Consider the following 17,404-nt stretch of genomic DNA (forward strand, 5'->3'; position numbering starts at 1 on the left):
TAACGATGAGGAAAAGCAATGACTATGTTCAGCAAGATCGTCAAAGAATTTAAGTGGGGACAACATAACGTTCGCCTCGAAACCGGCGAGATTGCTCGCCAGGCGAGCGGTGCGGTGATCGTCGACGTCGAAGACACCGTGGTTTTGGCGACCGTGGTGGGCGCCAAGACGGCCAAGCCGGGCCAGGACTTTTTCCCGCTGACCGTCGACTATCTCGAGAAGACCTACGCCGCCGGCAAGATCCCCGGCGGTTTCTTCCGCCGCGAAGGCCGTCCGTCTGAGGGCGAAACGCTGATCTCGCGCCTGATCGACCGCCCGTTGCGCCCGCTTTTCCCGGAAGGCTTCTACAACGAAGTCCAGGTCGTGATCCACGTCCTGTCGCTGAACCCGGAAATTCCCGCTGACATTCCCGCGCTGATCGGCGCGTCGGCGGCGCTCGCCGTGTCCGGTTTGCCGTTCAACGGCCCGGTCGGCGCTGCACGCGTGGCCTACATCAACAACGAATATGTGTTGAACCCGACGCGTCCGCAAATGAAGGAATCGGCGCTCGACCTGATCGTCGCCGGCACGGAACGCGCGGTGCTGATGGTGGAATCGGAAGCGCAGCAACTGAGCGAAGAAGTCATGCTCGGCGGCGTGGTGTTCGGCCATGAGCAGATGCAAATCGCGATCGACGCGATCCACGATCTGGTCCGCGAAGGCGGCAAGCCCGAATGGGATTGGCAACCGGCCGCGAAGAACGAGCCGCTGATCGCGCGCGTGACGGAACTGGCGCAAGCCGAACTGCTCGCCGCATACCAGATCCGCGACAAGCAGGCGCGTTCGACCAAGCTGAAAGAAATCTACGCAGCAGTTTCCGCGAAGCTGGAACAAGACGCGTCGGCAAGCGGCACCGTGGCGGCCGACAAGGCAACCGTCGGCAACGTGCTGTTCGACATCGAAGCAAAGATCGTCCGTACGCAGATCCTGAACGGCGAGCCGCGTATCGACGGCCGCGACACGCGCACCGTGCGCCCGATCGAAATCCGTACCGGCGTGCTGCCGCGTACGCACGGCTCGGCACTGTTCACGCGCGGCGAAACGCAGGCGCTGGTGGTCGCGACGCTCGGCACGAAGGGCGACGAGCAGAACATCGACGCGCTCGAAGGCGAGTACCGCGAACGTTTCATGCTTCACTACAACATGCCTCCGTTCGCGACCGGCGAAACGGGCCGCGTCGGTTCGCCGAAGCGCCGTGAAATCGGTCACGGCCGTCTCGCCAAGCGCGCGCTCGCCGCATGCCTGCCTAGCGCCGACGAATTCGGCTACTCCATCCGCGTCGTGTCGGAAATCACGGAATCGAACGGCTCTTCGTCGATGGCTTCGGTGTGCGGCGGCTGCCTCGCGCTGATGGACGCCGGCGTGCCGATGAAGGCGCACGTCGCCGGCATCGCCATGGGCCTGATTCTCCAAGGCAACAAGTTTGCCGTGCTGACTGACATCCTCGGCGACGAAGATCACCTCGGCGACATGGACTTCAAGGTGGCGGGCACCGAACATGGCGTGACCGCACTGCAGATGGACATCAAGATCCAGGGCATCACGAAGGAAATCATGCAGGTCGCCCTCGCGCAAGCGAAGGAAGGCCGCATGCATATCCTCAGCAAGATGACTTCGGCGGTGTCGGGCGCGAACACGCAATTGTCGGAGTTCGCACCGCGCATGATCACCATCAAGATCAATCCGGAAAAGATCCGCGACGTGATCGGCAAGGGCGGTTCGGTGATCCGCGCGCTGACGGAAGAAACCGGCACGACGATCGATATTTCCGACGACGGCGTCGTGACCATCGCGAGCACCAGCAGCGAAGGCATGGCCGAAGCGAAGAAGCGTATCGAGAACATCACGCTTGAAGTCGAAGTGGGTCAGGTGTACGAAGGCACCGTGCTCAAGTTGCTCGATTTCGGCGCGATCGTGAACATCCTGCCGGGCAAGGACGGTCTGCTGCACATCTCCGAAATCGCCAACGAGCGTATCAAGGACATCAACGACTACCTGAAGGATGGCCAGCAAGTGAAGGTCAAGGTCATCCAGACGGACGAAAAGGGTCGTGTGCGTCTGTCGGCAAAGGCGTTGCTGAACGACGGCGCGCCGCAAGGCGAGCCGACGCCGCAGTAAAGCGGTAGCTTCACAACGGCCGGCAGCGCGTACGCGCGCCGGCCGTTTTTCATGATGGGCGCAGGGTGGATTGCCTTGCAGACAGATCCGATTCGACAGGCGAATAACCGGGTCGAAGCGGCGGTTTTATCGGCGGTTCACGCGGCTCGTGCCTGATTGCCGTGATCCGGCGACAATGCAGGGAACGCGGACGAACGCGGGTACGCAACGCAATCCAATCTTGGAGCTGACGCAGATGAAAGCGATCGAAATCACGGAATTCGGAGCGCCGGAAGTTCTCAAGCTCGCGGAGCGGCCTACGCCGCAGCCGAAAGCGGGGGAGGTGCTGATCAAGGTGGCGGCTTTTGGCATCAACCGTCCGGACGTGTTTCAACGCAAGGGCGCCTATGCGCCGCCTCCGGGCGCCTCCGATCTGCCGGGGCTCGAAGTGGCGGGCGAGATCGTCGGCGGCGACATCGACGGAAAGAACAATCCGTTCGGCCTGAAAATCGGCGATCGCGTATGTGCGTTGCTAGCGGGCGGCGGCTACGCCGAGTATGCGACCGCGCCGCTATTGCAATGCTTGCCGGTGCCCAACGGCCTGTCCGATGTCGAAGCGGCTTCGCTGCCCGAGACTTTTTTTACGGTCTGGAGCAACGTGTTCGATCGCGCGCAGCTCGGCAAGGGCGAGGGTGGCCCGAACGAAACTTTGCTGGTGCAGGGCGGCTCGAGCGGTATCGGCGTCACCGCGATCCAGATTGCACATGCGCTGGGTTTTCGCGTGTTCGCAACCGCCGGCTCGGACGAAAAGTGTCGTGCGTGCGAGGCGCTGGGCGCGGAACGTGCCATCAACTACAAGACGGAAGACTTCGTCGAAGTCATCAAGTCGCTGACTAACGACCGTGGCGTGGACGTGGTCCTCGACATGGTGGCGGGCAGCTACGTGTCGCGCGAACTCACGGCACTCGCCGACGGCGGGCGCATTGTGCTGATCGCGCTGCTGGGCGGTGCGAAGGCGGAATTGAATTTGAACGAGGTGCTGCGCCGCCGCTTGACGGTGACCGGTTCGACGCTGCGTCCCCGGCCGGTCGAATTCAAGGCGAAAATTGCCGCACAACTCAAGGCGCAGGTGTGGCCGCATCTGGAAGACGGTCGGATCAAGCCGGTGGTGCATCGCGTGTTTCCTGCCGCGCAGGCTGCTGAAGCGCATGCGCTGATGGAAAGCAGCACGCACGTCGGCAAAATCGTGCTGACCTGGGGTCAGGACGCTTGATGCAGGCTCCCGGGCGGGATTCGGTGTGCGCAGGCTTGTTTGACCCGATCTCGCCCACGCAGTAAAATTGCGCGTTTTGCGCACGCTGCATGAATTCGAAAGGCGGGCTGCGAGGTACACAAAGGGTGCACGCAAAGGGTGCACGCAAAGGGTGCACGCAAAGGGTGCACGCAAAGGGTGTACGCAAAGGGTGTACGCAAAGGGTGTACGCAAAGGGTGCACGCGAAAGCCCGCCGCCAAGGCACCGCAAGCAGACGACAAGGGGCAAGACGAGACGATGTCGACGCAACGAGCGAAACTGGTAGTTGGTAACTGGAAGATGCACGGGTGTCTCGCCGACAACGCGGGGCTGTTGCAGGCGGTGGCGAAAGGTGCCGCAGAACTCCCGGCTGACGTGCGCGTCGGTGTTTGCGTGCCGAGCCCGTACCTCGCGCAAGCGCAGTCGCTGCTGGAAGGCAGCCGGGTGGTGTGGGGCGTGCAGGACATTTCCGCTTTCACGCACGGTGCTTATACCGGTGAGGTGGCTGCGCAAATGGTGGCGGATTTCAGCGCCGCGTTTGCCATCGTCGGGCATTCGGAGCGCCGCGCCTATCATCGCGAAAGCGCCGAACTGGTCGCCGTAAAGACACAGCGCGCGCTCGAGGCGGGATTGACGCCGATCGTATGCGTCGGCGAAACGCTCCAGGAGCGCGAAGCCGGATCGACCGAGCAGGTGGTCGGCGTGCAGCTCGACGAGGTGCTGGCGAAGCTGTCGGCGGAGGAAGCGGCGCGTATCGTGGTTGCGTACGAGCCCGTTTGGGCGATCGGCACGGGCAAGAGCGCGAGTTCCGGGCAGGCGCAGGCGGTGCACGCTTTCTTGCGCTCGCGTCTTGCGGCAAAGGGCGCCAGTGTCGCGAATGTGACGCTGCTGTATGGCGGCAGTGTGAAGCCGGACAACGCGGAAGAGTTGTTCAGCCAGCGGGATATCGACGGCGGCCTGATCGGCGGCGCGTCGTTGAAGGACCAGGATTTTCTGGCGATCTGCAAGGCGGCGGCTGCAACGACAGCCGCGACTTAAGTGGCTCGCCTTCGTCGAGGATGACCCATTCCGGGGCTCGCAGCCTGCGAGGCCCGGCTAAATAAAGACTCAGGTGAGTGTAATGCTGTATTTGAAAACATTGATTATCGTCGTTCAGCTGTTGTCGGCGCTCGGGGTCATCGGCCTCGTCTTGCTGCAGCACGGCAAAGGCGCCGATATGGGCGCGGCTTTTGGCAGTGGAGCGTCGGGCAGCCTGTTCGGCGCCACTGGATCGGCAAACTTTTTGTCGCGGACAACGGCAGTGCTCGCCGCGGTGTTTTTTGTAACTACGTTGACGCTGACCTACCTCGGCGCGTATCGCGCAAAGCCTTCTGCAGGCGTGCTCGGTGCGACGGCTACGGCACCTGTTGTAGCTTCTGCCGCTTCGGCACCGGCAGGTACTTCGGGCGCGTTGGCGGCATCGGCCGCGTCCGTGCCTGCTACCGACGTGCCGAAATAAATTTTCGTAGAAAGTGGTTTTGTGCGTTGAACAAACTGTTTAGAGCAGATACAATCTAAGTCTTGAAGCGATTCGCGGGTTTTATAAGTTGTTTTCCCGGATTGCATACAGTGCCGACGTGGTGAAATTGGTAGACACGCTATCTTGAGGGGGTAGTGGCGAAAGCTGTGCGAGTTCGAGTCTCGCCGTCGGCACCAAATGTTATCTAATGCCAGCCGCTTGCTTCGCTTCGGCTGGCATTTTCACTTCTGGCGCACGGATTGCACTCAATCCGTGGCATGTACGTCTCAGAAGTGATTTCGCGTCAGGGGTGCTATGCTCCTGACGGCACTCAGAACCAACCGATTGAGGATAGTCTTGAACCTCGCAGCCTATTTCCCCGTCTTGTTGTTCCTCGTTGTGGGCACCGGTTTAGGCGTAGCACTGGTCAGTATTGGCAAGATCCTCGGTCCCAACAAGCCCGACACCGAGAAGAACGCACCGTACGAGTGCGGCTTCGAAGCATTCGAAGATGCGCGCATGAAGTTCGACGTGCGCTATTACCTCGTCGCCATTCTCTTCATCATTTTCGACCTTGAAACCGCGTTCCTGTTCCCGTGGGGCGTCGCCCTGCGCGACATCGGCTGGCCCGGCTTCATGGCGATGATGATTTTCCTGCTCGAATTCCTGCTGGGCTTCGCCTATATCTGGAAGAAGGGCGGCCTCGACTGGGAATGATGGTTTAATCGCCGGTTTGCGTGGGTGGCCAAGGCTTGCCGCCCCGTCTGGAGTGGAAAGCAAATGAGTATCGAAGGGGTCTTGAAGGAAGGGTTTGTCACCACAACGGCTGACAAACTGATCAATTGGACGCGTACCGGCTCCCTGTGGCCGATGACGTTCGGTCTTGCGTGCTGCGCGGTCGAGATGATGCATGCGGGCGCTGCCCGTTATGACCTCGACCGCTTTGGCGTGGTGTTTCGTCCGAGTCCGCGTCAATCGGACGTGATGATCGTCGCCGGCACGCTTTGCAACAAAATGGCGCCGGCTCTGCGCAAGGTGTACGACCAGATGGCCGAGCCGCGTTGGGTGATTTCGATGGGCTCGTGCGCGAACGGCGGCGGCTACTACCACTACTCGTATTCGGTAGTACGTGGCTGCGACCGCATCGTGCCGGTCGACGTCTACGTACCGGGCTGCCCGCCAACAGCGGAAGCGCTGGTGTACGGCGTGATCCAGTTGCAGGCCAAGATTCGTCGCACTAACACAATCGCCCGTCAATAAGGCAACGCCTCCCCCACAATATGGCAAGCAAACTCGAGACCCTGAAAGCGAACCTCGAGGCGGCATTTGGCGGCCTCCTGCTGAGCACCACCGAGGCAATCGGTGAGTTGACAATCGTCGTGAAAGCAAGCGACTACCTCAACGTGGCAACGCGTCTGCGCGACGACCGCTCGCTCGGTTTCGAGCAGATGATGGACCTGTGCGGCGTCGACTATCAAACCTATGCCGACGGCGCTTATGACGGTCCGCGTTTCGCGGCCGTTCTGCAGTTGTTGTCGGTGCAGAACAACTGGCGTGTGCGGCTTCGCGTGTTCGCGCCCGACGACGAAATGCCCATCCTGCCATCGGTGGTCGACGTGTGGAATTCGGCGAACTGGTACGAGCGCGAGGCATTCGACCTGTACGGCATCGTCTTCGAAGGCCATCCGGACCTGCGCCGTATCCTGACCGACTACGGTTTCATTGGTCACCCATTCCGCAAAGATTTCCCTGTCTCCGGGTACGTCGAAATGCGTTACGACCCGGAAGAAAAGCGCGTCGTCTATCAGCCTGTGACGATCGAGCCGCGGGAAATCACGCCACGCGTGATCCGCGAAGATCGCTATGGCGGTCTGAAACACTAAGAGAACGCCATGGCAGAGATCAAGAACTACACGCTCAATTTCGGTCCTCAGCACCCGGCAGCGCACGGCGTGCTGCGTCTCGTGCTGGAGCTCGACGGCGAAGTCATCCAGCGCGCCGATCCGCACATCGGCCTGCTGCATCGCGCGACTGAAAAGCTCGCCGAAACGAAAACGTTCATTCAGTCGGTGCCGTACATGGACCGTCTCGACTACGTGTCGATGATGGTGAACGAGCACGGCTATGTAATGGCAATCGAAAAGCTGCTCGGCATCGACGTGCCGGTACGTGCCCAATACATCCGCGTGATGTTCGATGAAATCACGCGTGTGTTGAACCACCTTATGTGGATCGGCGCGCACGCGCTCGACGTCGGCGCAATGGCGGTGTTTCTGTACGCGTTCCGCGAGCGTGAAGATCTGATGGACGTGTACGAAGCAGTGTCCGGCGCACGGATGCACGCGGCTTACTATCGTCCGGGTGGTGTCTATCGCGACCTGCCGGACGCGATGCCGCAGTACAAGGCGTCGAAGATTCGCAATGCGAAGGCATTGTCGAAGATGAACGAGAACCGTCAGGGTTCGTTGCTCGACTTCATCGACGATTTCTTCACGCGTTTTCCGAAGTGCGTCGACGAATACGAAACGCTGCTCACCGACAACCGGATCTGGAAACAGCGTCTGGTCGGCATTGGCGTGGTCAGCCCGGAGCGCGCCCTGCAAATGGGTATGTCCGGTGCAATGCTGCGCGGGTCTGGCATCGAATGGGATTTGCGCAAGAAGCAGCCGTACGAAGTCTATGAAAAGCTGGATTTCGACATTCCCGTCGGCGTGAACGGCGACTGTTACGACCGCTACCTGGTTCGCGTCGAAGAAATGCGCCAGTCCACGCGAATCGTGAAACAGTGCATTGAGTGGCTGCGCAAGAATCCGGGCCCTGTGATGATCGACAATCACAAGGTTGCTCCGCCGTCGCGCGTGGGCATGAAGTCGAACATGGAAGAACTGATTCACCACTTCAAGCTGTTTACGGAAGGCTTCCACGTACCGGAAGGCGAGGCTTACGCCGCCGTCGAACATCCGAAGGGCGAGTTCGGTATCTACCTGGTGTCGGACGGCGCGAACAAGCCGTATCGCCTGAAGATCCGCGCACCCGGCTACGCGCATCTGTCCGCGCTCGACGAAATGGCGCGCGGTCACATGATCGCCGACGCCGTAACGATCATCGGCACGCAGGATATCGTGTTCGGCGAAGTAGATCGCTAGGACGTAATCATCGGCGCGCGCCTTCAGGAAGTTCCGAAAGCGCGCGTCAAGCAAGGAACGCCGGGTCTGTCGCAGCACGAAGTGAGCGACAGGTTTTCGTTCGGTAGGAATTGAAAGAGTCGTGTCTGAAAATGATCTCAGCTGAAGGCCTGAAAGAAATCGATCGTGCGATCGCGAAGTATCCCGCCGATCAGAAACAGTCCGCCGTGATGTCGGCGTTGGCCACTGCTCAGGAAGAGCATGGCTGGCTGTCGCCCGAACTCATGCAGTTCGTCGCGGACTATCTCGGCATGCCGGCAGTCGCCGTGCAGGAGGTGGCAACCTTCTACACGATGTACGAGACGTCGCCTGTCGGCAAGCACAAGATCACGCTCTGCACGAACCTGCCGTGTCAACTCGGCCCGGACGGCGGCTCCGACAGCGCCGCTGAATATCTGAAGCAGAAGCTCGGCATCGACTTCGGCGAAACCACGGCTGACGGCAAATTTACCTTGAAAGAAGGTGAATGCATGGGGTCGTGCGGCGACGCGCCGGTGATGCTGGTGAACAACCATCGCATGTGCAGCTTCATGAGCCGCGAGAAGATCGACCAGCTGCTCGAGGAACTTTCGAAATGACGTCTTTACACGATCGTCACATCAAACCGCTGATTCTCGCTGGCCTGAACGGCGACAACTGGCATCTCGAAGACTATGTGGCGCGCGGCGGTTACGCCCAGCTGCGTCGCATCCTTGAAGAAAAGATTCCGCCCGAGCAGGTGATCGCCGACGTCAAGGCGTCGGGTCTGCGCGGTCGTGGCGGTGCGGGTTTCCCCACCGGCCTGAAGTGGAGCTTCATGCCGCGTCAGTTTCCGGGTCAAAAGTACCTGGTCTGCAATTCGGACGAAGGCGAGCCGGGTACGTTCAAAGACCGCGACATCCTGCGCTTCAATCCGCATTCGCTGATCGAAGGCATGGCCATCGGCGCATACGCGATGGGCATCACGGTCGGCTACAACTATATCCACGGCGAAATCTGGGAAGTCTACAAGCGCTTCGAAGAAGCGCTGGACGAAGCTCGCCGCGCAGGTTTCCTCGGCGAGAACATCATGGGTTCGGGCTTCTCATTCGAACTGCATGCGCACCACGGTTACGGCGCCTACATCTGCGGCGAAGAAACCGCGCTGCTCGAGTCGCTGGAAGGTAAGAAAGGCCAGCCGCGCTTCAAGCCGCCGTTCCCCGCGAGCTTTGGCGTGTACGGCAAGCCGACCACGATCAACAACACCGAGACGTTCGCGGCTGTGCCGTTCCTGCTCGCGATCGGCCCGCAGAATTATCTGGAAATCGGCAAGCCGAACAACGGCGGCACGAAGATCTTCTCGATCTCGGGCGACGTCGAGCGTCCGGGCAACTACGAGGTTCCGCTCGGCACGCCGTTCGCGACGCTCATGGAGCTCGCTGGTGGCATGCGCGGCGGCAGAAAGATCAAGGCTGTGATTCCAGGCGGTTCGTCGGCACCGGTGATCCCGGGCGACGTCATGATGCAGACCGACCTGGACTACGATTCCATCGCCAAGGCCGGCTCGATGCTCGGCTCGGGCGCGGTCATCGTGATGGACGAGACGCGCTGCATGGTGCGTTCGCTGCTGCGTTTGTCGTACTTCTACTACGAAGAGTCGTGTGGTCAATGCACGCCTTGCCGTGAGGGCACGGGCTGGCTGTACCGCGTCGTGCATCGCATCGAGCACGGCCTCGGCCGTCCGGAAGATCTGGATCTGCTGAACTCGGTTGCGGAAAACATCATGGGCCGCACGATTTGCGCGCTCGGCGATGCAGCGGCCATGCCGGTGCGCGGCATGCTCAAGCACTACTGGGACGAATTCGAATATCACGTCGCTCACAAGCATTGCCTCGTCGGCGGTCATGCGGGCGCCGCGGCGGCTGCGGAAACAGTGGCTGCCTGAGAGGGCGGTAAGCGACCCCGGTAAGCGACCGGACAAGCGCTCCATAGGAATGCTGCACAGGTACGTACCAGAACACGTCAACCACGGGATTTCATTGCCTGAACGGGCGATGAACGGGGCGAACGATTGAGCGGTAACAGGTTAAGGAAGATTGACCATCATGGTTGAACTTGAAATAGACGGCAAGAAAGTAGAAGTGCCTGAAGGCAGCATGGTGATCCAGGCTGCGCATAAGGTCGACACGTACATTCCTCACTTCTGCTATCACAAGAAGCTGTCGATTGCGGCCAACTGCCGGATGTGTCTGGTCGATGTCGAGAAAATGCCGAAGGCCGTGCCCGCATGCGCGACGCCAGTGTCGGCCGGCATGATCGTGCGCACGAAGTCGGACAAGGCGGTGAAGGGCCAGCAAGCCGTGATGGAATTCCTGCTGATCAACCACCCGCTGGATTGCCCGATCTGCGATCAGGGCGGCGAGTGCCAGTTGCAGGATCTGGCGGTGGGCTACGGCAAGTCGTCGTCGCGTTATAGCGAAGAAAAGCGTGTCGTGTTCCACAAGAATGTCGGCCCGCTGATCTCGATGGAAGAAATGTCGCGTTGCATTCACTGCACGCGCTGCGTGCGCTTCGGCCAGGAAGTGGCCGGCGTGATGGAACTCGGCATGCTGGGCCGCGGCGAGCATTCGGAAATCACGTCGTTCGTCGGCAAGACGGTCGACTCCGAACTGTCGGGCAACATGATCGACCTGTGCCCGGTCGGCGCGCTGACCAGCAAGCCGTTCCGCTACAGCGCACGTACATGGGAACTGTCGCGCCGCAAGTCGGTGAGCCCGCATGATTCTGTCGGCGCAAACCTCGTGGTGCAAGTGAAGAACAACCGCGTGATGCGTGTTCTGCCGTTCGAAAACGAAGCCATCAACGAATGCTGGATTTCGGACAAGGACCGCTTCTCGTACGAAGGCCTGAATAGCCCGGAGCGTCTGACGCAGCCTATGCTGAAGCAGGGCGGCAAGTGGGTCCAAACCGACTGGCAGACCGCGCTCGACTACGTGGTTAAGGGTCTGAAGGGCATCAAGGGCGACCACGGCGCGAACGCGCTGGCCGCGCTTGGCAGCGCCCATAGCACGGTCGAAGAACTGTTCCTGCTGAAGCAACTCGCTCAAGCGGTCGGCACGCCTAACGTCGACTTCCGTCTGCGTCAGTCGGATTTCTCGGCTCCGGTCAACGGCACGCCGTGGCTCGGCACCGCGATTGCGGATCTGTCGAACATCGACTCCGCTCTGGTGATCGGCTCCGATCTGCGTCGCGACCATCCGCTGTTCGCCGCGCGCCTGCGTCAGGCCGCAAAGGGCGGCGCGAAGCTCACGCTGGTCCAGGCAACGGGCGACGACGCGCTGATTCCGCAAGGTCAGCGCCTGGCCGCAGCGCCGTCCGCGTGGCTCGATACGCTGGCTGGCATTGCATCGGCGGTCTCACAAGCGAACGGTACGGCGCTGCCTGAAGCTTTCTCGAGCGCACAAGCTACGGACTCGGACAAGGAAGTCGCGAAATCGCTCGCAACCGGCGAACGCCGTCTCGTGCTGCTCGGCAACGGTGCGGTGCGTCATCCGGATTTCGCAGTCATTCATGCGGCCGCCCAGTGGATCGCGGATGCAACCGGCGCAACGCTCGGTTTCATGACGGAAGCCGCCAACACGGTCGGTGCGCATCTGGTGAACGCATTGCCGGGCGAGGGCGGTCTGAATGCTCGCGAAGTGTTCGAACAGCCGCGCAAGGGCTATCTGCTGCTGAACGTCGAACCCGAATTCGATACAGCGAATCCGGCTCAGGCTTTGGCGGCGCTCACGCAAGCTGAAATGGTTGTCGTGATGTCGCCGTTCCAGACCGGCGCAGAATACGCCGACGTGCTGCTGCCGATCGCGCCGTTCACGGAAACGGCCGGCACGTTCGTCAACGCTGAAGGCACGGTGCAGTCGTTCAACGGCGTCGTGCGTCCGCTCGGCGACACGCGCCCGGCATGGAAGGTGTTGCGCGTGTTGGGCAGCCTGCTGGGCGTGCCCGGCTTCGAATACGACACAGCGGAAGAAGTTCGCCAGGCTGCTCTCGGCGACGGCGAACTGCAGTCGCGTCTGTCGAACAGAACAGGCGTGGCGGTTGCACGCGGCAAGACGGCTAAGGCGGCGGAAGGCAGGTTCGAGCGGATCGCCGACGTGCCGATCTATCACGCCGACGCGCTCGTCCGTCGCGCGGAGTCGCTGCATCTGACCGCCGCGGCGCGTGCCGCGAACAACGTCGGCCTGCCGGCTGCGCTGTTCGACAAACTGGGTTTGAAAGAAGGCGACGCGGTTCGCGTGCGCCAGGGCGAGCAATCGGTGCAGTTGCCGGCCGTGCGCGACGCGAATCTTGCGGAAACGGTCGTCCGCGTATCGGCGGCTACGCCTGCCGGTGCAGCGCTGGGCAGCCTGTTCGGTGAACTGGTGGTGGAGAAGGCGTAAATGAGCTTGTTCGATACGATCAACTCGGGCGGCACCCAGCTTCTCGGTGTGGCATGGCCTACGGTGTGGGCACTGGTGCGCATCCTTGTGGTGGCCGTCGTGATCCTGCTGTGCGTGGCTTACCTGATTCTGTGGGAGCGTAAGCTGATCGGCTGGATGCACGTGCGTCTCGGCCCGAACCGCGTCGGCCCGGCGGGTCTCCTGCAGCCTATCGCCGACGTGCTGAAGCTGTTGCTGAAAGAAGTGATCCAGCCTGCTCAGGCAAGCCGCTGGATTTACCTGATCGCGCCGATCATGGTGGTGGTGCCGGCCTTCGCGGTCTGGGCGGTCATTCCGTTCCAGGCGGGCGCGGTGCTCGGCGACATCAACGCGGGTCTGCTGTATGCGATCGCGATTTCGTCGATCGGCGTGTACGGCGTGATTCTGGCCGGCTGGGCGTCGAATTCGAAGTACGCGTTCCTCGGCGCCATGCGTGCCGCAGCGCAGATGGTCTCCTACGAAATTTCAATGGGCTTCGCGTTGGTCGTCGTTCTGATGACGGCGGGCACGCTGAACCTGTCGGGCATCGTCAATTCGCAGGAGCAGGGCTTCTTTGCATCGCACGGCCTGAACTTCCTGTCGTGGAACTGGCTGCCGCTGCTGCCCATGTTCGTGGTGTACTTCATCTCGGGCATCGCCGAAACGAACCGTCACCCGTTCGACGTGGTGGAAGGGGAGTCGGAAATCGTCGCGGGCCACATGATCGATTACTCGGGGATGGCGTTTGCGCTCTTCTTCCTCGCCGAATACATCAACATGATCGTGATCTCGGCCTTGGCGTCGACATTGTTCCTCGGGGGCTGGAGCGCACCGTTCGGGTTCCTGTCGTTTATCCCCGGCATCTTCTGGCTCGTCCTCAAGGTCTTCCTGCTGTTGTCGGTGTTCATCTGGGCGCGTGCCACGTTCCCGCGCTACCGTTATGACCAGATCATGCGTCTTGGCTGGAAAATTTTCATTCCGGTTTGCGTGGTATGGCTGGTGGTGGTCGGCTTCTGGATTATGTCGCCGTGGAATATCTGGAAATAAAGGGCGGATGAACTCATGACCGCAATCCAAAATTTTTTCAAGACCTTCTTTCTGACGGAGCTCCTCAAGGGCCTCGCGCTGACCGGACGTTATACGTTCCAGCGCAAGGTCACGGTGCAGTTCCCCGAAGAGAAGACGCCGATCTCGCCGCGTTTTCGTGGCCTGCACGCGTTGCGCCGTTATGAGAATGGCGAAGAGCGCTGCATCGCATGCAAGCTGTGTGAAGCGGTGTGTCCCGCGCTCGCCATCACGATCGAGTCGGAAACGCGCGAGGACAACACGCGCCGCACGACGCGTTACGACATTGATCTGACCAAGTGCATCTTCTGCGGTTTTTGCGAAGAGAGCTGTCCGGTCGACTCGATCGTCGAGACGCACATTCTCGAATATCACGGCGAGAAGCGCGGCGATCTGTACTTCACGAAGGAAATGCTGCTGGCCGTGGGCGATCGCTACGAAGCGGAGATCGCCGTGAACAAGGCTGCCGACGCACCGTATCGTTAAACGTTCGAGTTGTCGAAGCGGTAGATGCGGCAGTCGCGCATCGATATCAGTAAATGCAGCAGTAACACGGCCTGTTGTCGGGCCGAGCGCCGCGGCGGCCTGAGCGCCGTGGCACGGCGCACCTGTGCGGCTGTTCTGGCGGTTTTCACGCTGTTGCCAGACACACGTGCCAAAGAAAATGCCTGACGATGGCCTAACGATGAACCGGTAATCATGGAATTCACGACCGTACTGTTCTACATCTTCGCGCTGCTCCTGGTGGTTTCAGGGCTGAAGGTGATCACCTCGCGCAACCCGGTGTCGTCCGCACTGTTTCTCGTGCTGGCGTTCTTCAACGCAGCCGCGATCTGGATGCTTCTGCAAGCCGAGTTCCTCGCAATCCTGCTGGTGCTGGTCTATGTGGGCGCCGTGATGGTGCTGTTCCTGTTCGTCGTGATGATGCTCGACATCAACATCGACGTGCTGCGCAAGGACTTCAAACGCTTCGTACCAATGGCCACCGTGGTGGGCGCGATCATCGTGCTCGAAACCGCGCTGATCCTGTGGCACGGCTACGGCGCGACCAGCACCGTGGTGCGTGACACGACCGCTGCCGCGAACGGCATGGGCGACTGGTCGAACACCCGCCTGATCGGCAAGGTGATCTACACCGACTACATCTTTGCATTCGAAGTCGCCGGCCTCGTGTTGCTGGTCGCAATCATCGCGGCAATCGCGCTGACCACGAGCCACAAGAAAGACAGCAAACGCCAGAACGTCAGCCAGCAGGTGAAGGTGCGTGCCCAGGACCGTGTGCGCGTCGTCAAGATGCCGTCGGAAAAGAGCGCGGCAACCGTCGCGGCGGAAGAAGCCGCAGCAGCGGCGGCAGCTGCCGACTCGGCATCTGCCAAGAACAGCTGAGCGGACAGGAGATAGAAACCATGTTGACCCTTGCTCATTACCTTGTGCTCGGCGCGATTCTCTTTGCGATAAGCGTCGTTGGCATTTTCCTGAACCGTCGCAACGTCATCATCATCCTGATGGCGATCGAACTGATGCTGCTCGCGGTGAACACCAACTTCGTCGCTTTCTCGCATTACCTCGGCGACGTGCATGGCCAGATTTTCGTCTTCTTTGTGCTGACGGTTGCGGCAGCGGAAGCGGCGATCGGCCTCGCAATTCTGGTGACCCTGTTCCGTAGCCTCGACACGATCAATGTCGAAGATCTCGATCAGCTCAAAGGTTAATTTCAGGAAAAGCGGTTATGTCCACGATACTCAATGAAAACCTGCTGCTAGCGATTCCGCTGGCACCGCTGGCCGGTTCCCTGATTGCTGGGCTGTTCGGCAAGGCGGTAGGGCGCGCGGGTGCGCACTCGGTCACCATTCTCGGCGTTGCGATTTCGTTCGTGCTGTCGATGATGGTGTTCTTCCAGGTGCTAGACGGCGCGAGCTTCAACGCGACCGTCTACGAATGGATGACGATCGGCAAGACGAAGTTCGAGGTCGGCTTCCTCGTCGATTCGCTGACGGCAATGATGATGTGCGTCGTGACCTTCGTGTCGCTGATGGTGCACATCTACACGATCGGCTACATGGCCGACGACGACGGTTATCAGCGCTTTTTCTCGTACATCTCGCTCTTCACGTTCTCGATGCTGATGCTCGTAATGAGCAACAATTTCCTGCAGCTGTTCTTCGGCTGGGAAGCAGTGGGTCTCGTGTCGTATCTGCTGATCGGCTTCTACTTCACGCGTCAGTCCGCGGTGTACGCGAACATGAAGGCGTTTATCGTGAACCGCATCGGCGACTTTGGCTTTCTGCTGGGTATCGGCCTGCTGTTCGCGTTTGCCGGATCGATGAACTACGGCGACGTGTTTGCGAAGCGCACCGAGCTCGCGGCATTGAGCTTTCCGGGCACCGATTGGGGCCTGCTGACGGTGGCCTGCATCTGCCTCTTCATCGGTGCAATGGGTAAGTCGGCGCAGTTTCCGCTGCACGTGTGGCTGCCCGATTCGATGGAAGGTCCGACGCCGATTTCCGCGCTGATTCACGCGGCAACCATGGTGACGGCCGGTATCTTCATGGTCACGCGCATGTCGCCGCTGTTCGAACTGTCGGATTCGGCGCTGTCGTTTGTCATGGTGATCGGTGCGATTACCGCGCTGTTCATGGGCTTCCTCGGGATTGTCCAGAACGACATCAAGCGTGTGGTGGCATATTCCACGTTGTCGCAGCTCGGCTACATGACGGTCGCGCTCGGCGCCTCGGCTTATCCGGTCGCCGTGTTCCACCTGATGACGCACGCGTTCTTCAAGGCACTGCTGTTCCTTGGCGCTGGTTCGGTGATCATCGGTATGCACCACGATCAGGACATGCGCAATATGGGCGGCCTGCGCAAGTACATGCCCATTACGTGGATCACGTCGCTCGTTGGTTCGCTCGCGCTGATCGGCACGCCGTTCTTCTCAGGCTTCTATTCGAAAGACTCGATCATCGACGCGGTGAAGCTGTCGCATCTGCCGGGTTCGGGCTTTGCATACTTCGCCGTGGTGGCCAGCGTTTTCGTTACGGCGCTGTATTCGTTCCGTATGTACTTCATGGTGTTCCATGGCAAGGAGCGCTTCCGCGATCCGAAGCATCCGGAATCGCCGATGGGCGCGGAAGCCGCGGCACACGGTCATGGCAATGGCCACGACGACCACGGTCATGGACATGGTCATGGTCACGACGACCACGGTCACGCTCACGAGCCGCATGAAACGCCTTGGGTCGTCTGGCTGCCGCTCGTGCTGCTGGCGATTCCTTCTGTCGTGATCGGTGCAATCGCAATCGGTCCGATGCTGTTCGGCGACTTCTTCCAGCACGGTGTGGCGTTCGACAAGGTGATCTTCATCGGCGAAAACCATCCCGCATTGCATGAAATGGCGGAAGAGTTCCACGGCTGGGCGGCGATGGGGCTGCACTCGGTGGCGGGTCTGCCAGTCTGGCTGGCGCTCGCGGGTGTGGTCGTCGCATGGTTCCTGTATCTCGTTCGTCCCGAATTGCCGGCTACCATCAAGCGCGCGTTTGGACCGATCTACACGCTGCTCGACAACAAGTACTACATGGACAAGATCAACGAAGTCGTGTTCGCGCGGGGCGCCGTGGCAATTGGCCGTGGTCTCTGGAAGGAAGGCGACGTCGTCGTGATCGACGGTATCGTCAACGGCAGCGCACGTTTCATCGGCTGGTTCGCCGGCGTGATCCGCTTCCTCCAATCCGGCTACATCTATCACTACGCGTTCGCCATGATTATCGGCATGTTGGGGCTCCTGACCCTGTTTGTAACGCTCGGCGGCAAATAAGG

At 60.5% G+C, this 17,404-nt stretch carries 17 protein-coding genes and 1 tRNA gene; 17 read left to right on the forward strand and 1 reads right to left on the reverse strand.

The window, feature by feature from the left end; all coding sequences use genetic code 11:
* Positions 1-18: 18 nt before the first annotated feature.
* From pnp to nuoI, 14 genes are all read left to right on the forward strand, one after another.
* Positions 19-2,157 carry a polyribonucleotide nucleotidyltransferase gene (pnp, locus tag BCA01S_RS09225; protein WP_027776659.1) on the forward strand — a complete coding sequence of 713 codons (2,139 nt, stop codon included), beginning with the start codon at positions 19-21 and terminating at the stop codon, positions 2,155-2,157.
* A gap of 235 nt (positions 2,158-2,392) precedes the next feature.
* Positions 2,393-3,409, forward strand: coding sequence for an NAD(P)H-quinone oxidoreductase (locus BCA01S_RS09230; RefSeq protein WP_027776660.1), 1,017 nt, complete (start codon positions 2,393-2,395; stop codon positions 3,407-3,409).
* Positions 3,410-3,686: 277 nt separating this feature from the next.
* Positions 3,687-4,466 carry a triose-phosphate isomerase gene (tpiA, locus tag BCA01S_RS09235; protein WP_027776661.1) on the forward strand — a complete coding sequence of 260 codons (780 nt, stop codon included), beginning with the start codon at positions 3,687-3,689 and terminating at the stop codon, positions 4,464-4,466.
* Positions 4,467-4,548: 82 nt separating this feature from the next.
* The gene (gene secG, locus BCA01S_RS09240) at positions 4,549-4,926 is read left to right on the forward strand and encodes a preprotein translocase subunit SecG (protein ID WP_027776662.1); all 378 of its coding nucleotides are present in this window, start codon (positions 4,549-4,551) and stop codon (positions 4,924-4,926) included.
* A gap of 112 nt (positions 4,927-5,038) precedes the next feature.
* Positions 5,039-5,123 (forward strand) — tRNA-Leu (locus BCA01S_RS09245).
* A 160-nt stretch (positions 5,124-5,283) separates the two neighbouring features.
* Positions 5,284-5,643: an NADH-quinone oxidoreductase subunit A gene (locus BCA01S_RS09250; protein WP_013339872.1), complete on the forward strand. Its 360-nt coding sequence runs from the start codon at positions 5,284-5,286 to the stop codon at positions 5,641-5,643.
* Positions 5,644-5,706: 63 nt separating this feature from the next.
* Positions 5,707-6,186: a NuoB/complex I 20 kDa subunit family protein gene (locus BCA01S_RS09255; RefSeq protein ID WP_006052903.1), complete on the forward strand. Its 480-nt coding sequence runs from the start codon at positions 5,707-5,709 to the stop codon at positions 6,184-6,186.
* A 20-nt stretch (positions 6,187-6,206) separates the two neighbouring features.
* Entirely contained in the window at positions 6,207-6,809 is a 603-nt protein-coding gene (locus BCA01S_RS09260; RefSeq protein WP_020069583.1) for an NADH-quinone oxidoreductase subunit C, read from the forward strand.
* Between the two features lie 9 nt (positions 6,810-6,818).
* Complete coding sequence (locus BCA01S_RS09265; RefSeq protein WP_027776663.1) at positions 6,819-8,072, forward strand: NADH-quinone oxidoreductase subunit D; 1,254 nt, start codon at positions 6,819-6,821, stop codon at positions 8,070-8,072.
* 131 nt (positions 8,073-8,203) lie between these two features.
* Positions 8,204-8,689 carry an NADH-quinone oxidoreductase subunit NuoE gene (nuoE, locus tag BCA01S_RS09270; RefSeq protein ID WP_006052900.1) on the forward strand — a complete coding sequence of 162 codons (486 nt, stop codon included), beginning with the start codon at positions 8,204-8,206 and terminating at the stop codon, positions 8,687-8,689.
* Positions 8,686-10,014, forward strand: coding sequence for an NADH-quinone oxidoreductase subunit NuoF (nuoF, locus tag BCA01S_RS09275; protein ID WP_020069585.1), 1,329 nt, complete (start codon positions 8,686-8,688; stop codon positions 10,012-10,014). Before nuoE ends, nuoF begins: the two co-directional genes overlap by 4 nt.
* Before the next feature lie 160 nt (positions 10,015-10,174).
* Positions 10,175-12,508: an NADH-quinone oxidoreductase subunit NuoG gene (gene nuoG / locus BCA01S_RS09280; protein ID WP_027776664.1), complete on the forward strand. Its 2,334-nt coding sequence runs from the start codon at positions 10,175-10,177 to the stop codon at positions 12,506-12,508.
* Entirely contained in the window at positions 12,509-13,573 is a 1,065-nt protein-coding gene (gene nuoH, locus BCA01S_RS09285; protein WP_020069587.1) for an NADH-quinone oxidoreductase subunit NuoH, read from the forward strand.
* Positions 13,574-13,588: 15 nt separating this feature from the next.
* Positions 13,589-14,077, forward strand: coding sequence for an NADH-quinone oxidoreductase subunit NuoI (nuoI, locus tag BCA01S_RS09290; RefSeq protein WP_027776665.1), 489 nt, complete (start codon positions 13,589-13,591; stop codon positions 14,075-14,077).
* On the opposite strand, the gene BCA01S_RS37940 is transcribed toward nuoI, so the two are convergent.
* Positions 14,074-14,301: a hypothetical protein gene (locus BCA01S_RS37940; RefSeq protein WP_156955041.1), complete on the reverse strand. Its 228-nt coding sequence runs from the start codon at positions 14,299-14,301 to the stop codon at positions 14,074-14,076. The genes nuoI and BCA01S_RS37940 overlap by 4 nt on opposite strands.
* On the opposite strand from BCA01S_RS37940, the gene BCA01S_RS09300 reads away from it, so the two are divergent.
* From BCA01S_RS09300 to nuoL, 3 genes are read left to right on the forward strand one after another with little or no spacing between them, the layout of a single operon-like run.
* Complete coding sequence (locus BCA01S_RS09300; protein ID WP_027776666.1) at positions 14,291-14,977, forward strand: NADH-quinone oxidoreductase subunit J; 687 nt, start codon at positions 14,291-14,293, stop codon at positions 14,975-14,977. The two genes, BCA01S_RS37940 and BCA01S_RS09300, sit on opposite strands and share 11 nt — an antisense overlap.
* A 20-nt stretch (positions 14,978-14,997) precedes the next feature.
* Entirely contained in the window at positions 14,998-15,303 is a 306-nt protein-coding gene (nuoK, locus tag BCA01S_RS09305; RefSeq protein WP_013339863.1) for an NADH-quinone oxidoreductase subunit NuoK, read from the forward strand.
* A 17-nt stretch (positions 15,304-15,320) separates the two neighbouring features.
* Complete coding sequence (gene nuoL / locus BCA01S_RS09310) at positions 15,321-17,402, forward strand: NADH-quinone oxidoreductase subunit L (protein WP_027776667.1); 2,082 nt, start codon at positions 15,321-15,323, stop codon at positions 17,400-17,402.
* The last annotated feature ends 2 nt before the right edge of the window (positions 17,403-17,404 follow it).

The sequence above is a fragment of the Paraburkholderia caledonica NBRC 102488 genome (genome assembly GCF_000685095.1).
Classification (GTDB): Bacteria; Pseudomonadota; Gammaproteobacteria; order Burkholderiales; family Burkholderiaceae; genus Paraburkholderia; species Paraburkholderia caledonica.

Coding starts and splice junctions, on each gene's coding strand:
- pnp (WP_027776659.1), top strand. CDS start 19: ATGACTATGTTCAGCAAGATCGTCAAAGAATTTAAGTGGGGACAACAT.
- BCA01S_RS09230 (WP_027776660.1), top strand. CDS start 2,393: ATGAAAGCGATCGAAATCACGGAATTCGGAGCGCCGGAAGTTCTCAAG.
- tpiA (WP_027776661.1), top strand. CDS start 3,687: ATGTCGACGCAACGAGCGAAACTGGTAGTTGGTAACTGGAAGATGCAC.
- secG (WP_027776662.1), top strand. CDS start 4,549: ATGCTGTATTTGAAAACATTGATTATCGTCGTTCAGCTGTTGTCGGCG.
- BCA01S_RS09255 (WP_006052903.1), top strand. CDS start 5,707: ATGAGTATCGAAGGGGTCTTGAAGGAAGGGTTTGTCACCACAACGGCT.
- BCA01S_RS09260 (WP_020069583.1), top strand. CDS start 6,207: ATGGCAAGCAAACTCGAGACCCTGAAAGCGAACCTCGAGGCGGCATTT.
- BCA01S_RS09265 (WP_027776663.1), top strand. CDS start 6,819: ATGGCAGAGATCAAGAACTACACGCTCAATTTCGGTCCTCAGCACCCG.
- nuoE (WP_006052900.1), top strand. CDS start 8,204: ATGATCTCAGCTGAAGGCCTGAAAGAAATCGATCGTGCGATCGCGAAG.
- nuoF (WP_020069585.1), top strand. CDS start 8,686: ATGACGTCTTTACACGATCGTCACATCAAACCGCTGATTCTCGCTGGC.
- nuoG (WP_027776664.1), top strand. CDS start 10,175: ATGGTTGAACTTGAAATAGACGGCAAGAAAGTAGAAGTGCCTGAAGGC.
- nuoH (WP_020069587.1), top strand. CDS start 12,509: ATGAGCTTGTTCGATACGATCAACTCGGGCGGCACCCAGCTTCTCGGT.
- nuoI (WP_027776665.1), top strand. CDS start 13,589: ATGACCGCAATCCAAAATTTTTTCAAGACCTTCTTTCTGACGGAGCTC.
- BCA01S_RS09300 (WP_027776666.1), top strand. CDS start 14,291: ATGGAATTCACGACCGTACTGTTCTACATCTTCGCGCTGCTCCTGGTG.
- nuoK (WP_013339863.1), top strand. CDS start 14,998: ATGTTGACCCTTGCTCATTACCTTGTGCTCGGCGCGATTCTCTTTGCG.
- nuoL (WP_027776667.1), top strand. CDS start 15,321: ATGTCCACGATACTCAATGAAAACCTGCTGCTAGCGATTCCGCTGGCA.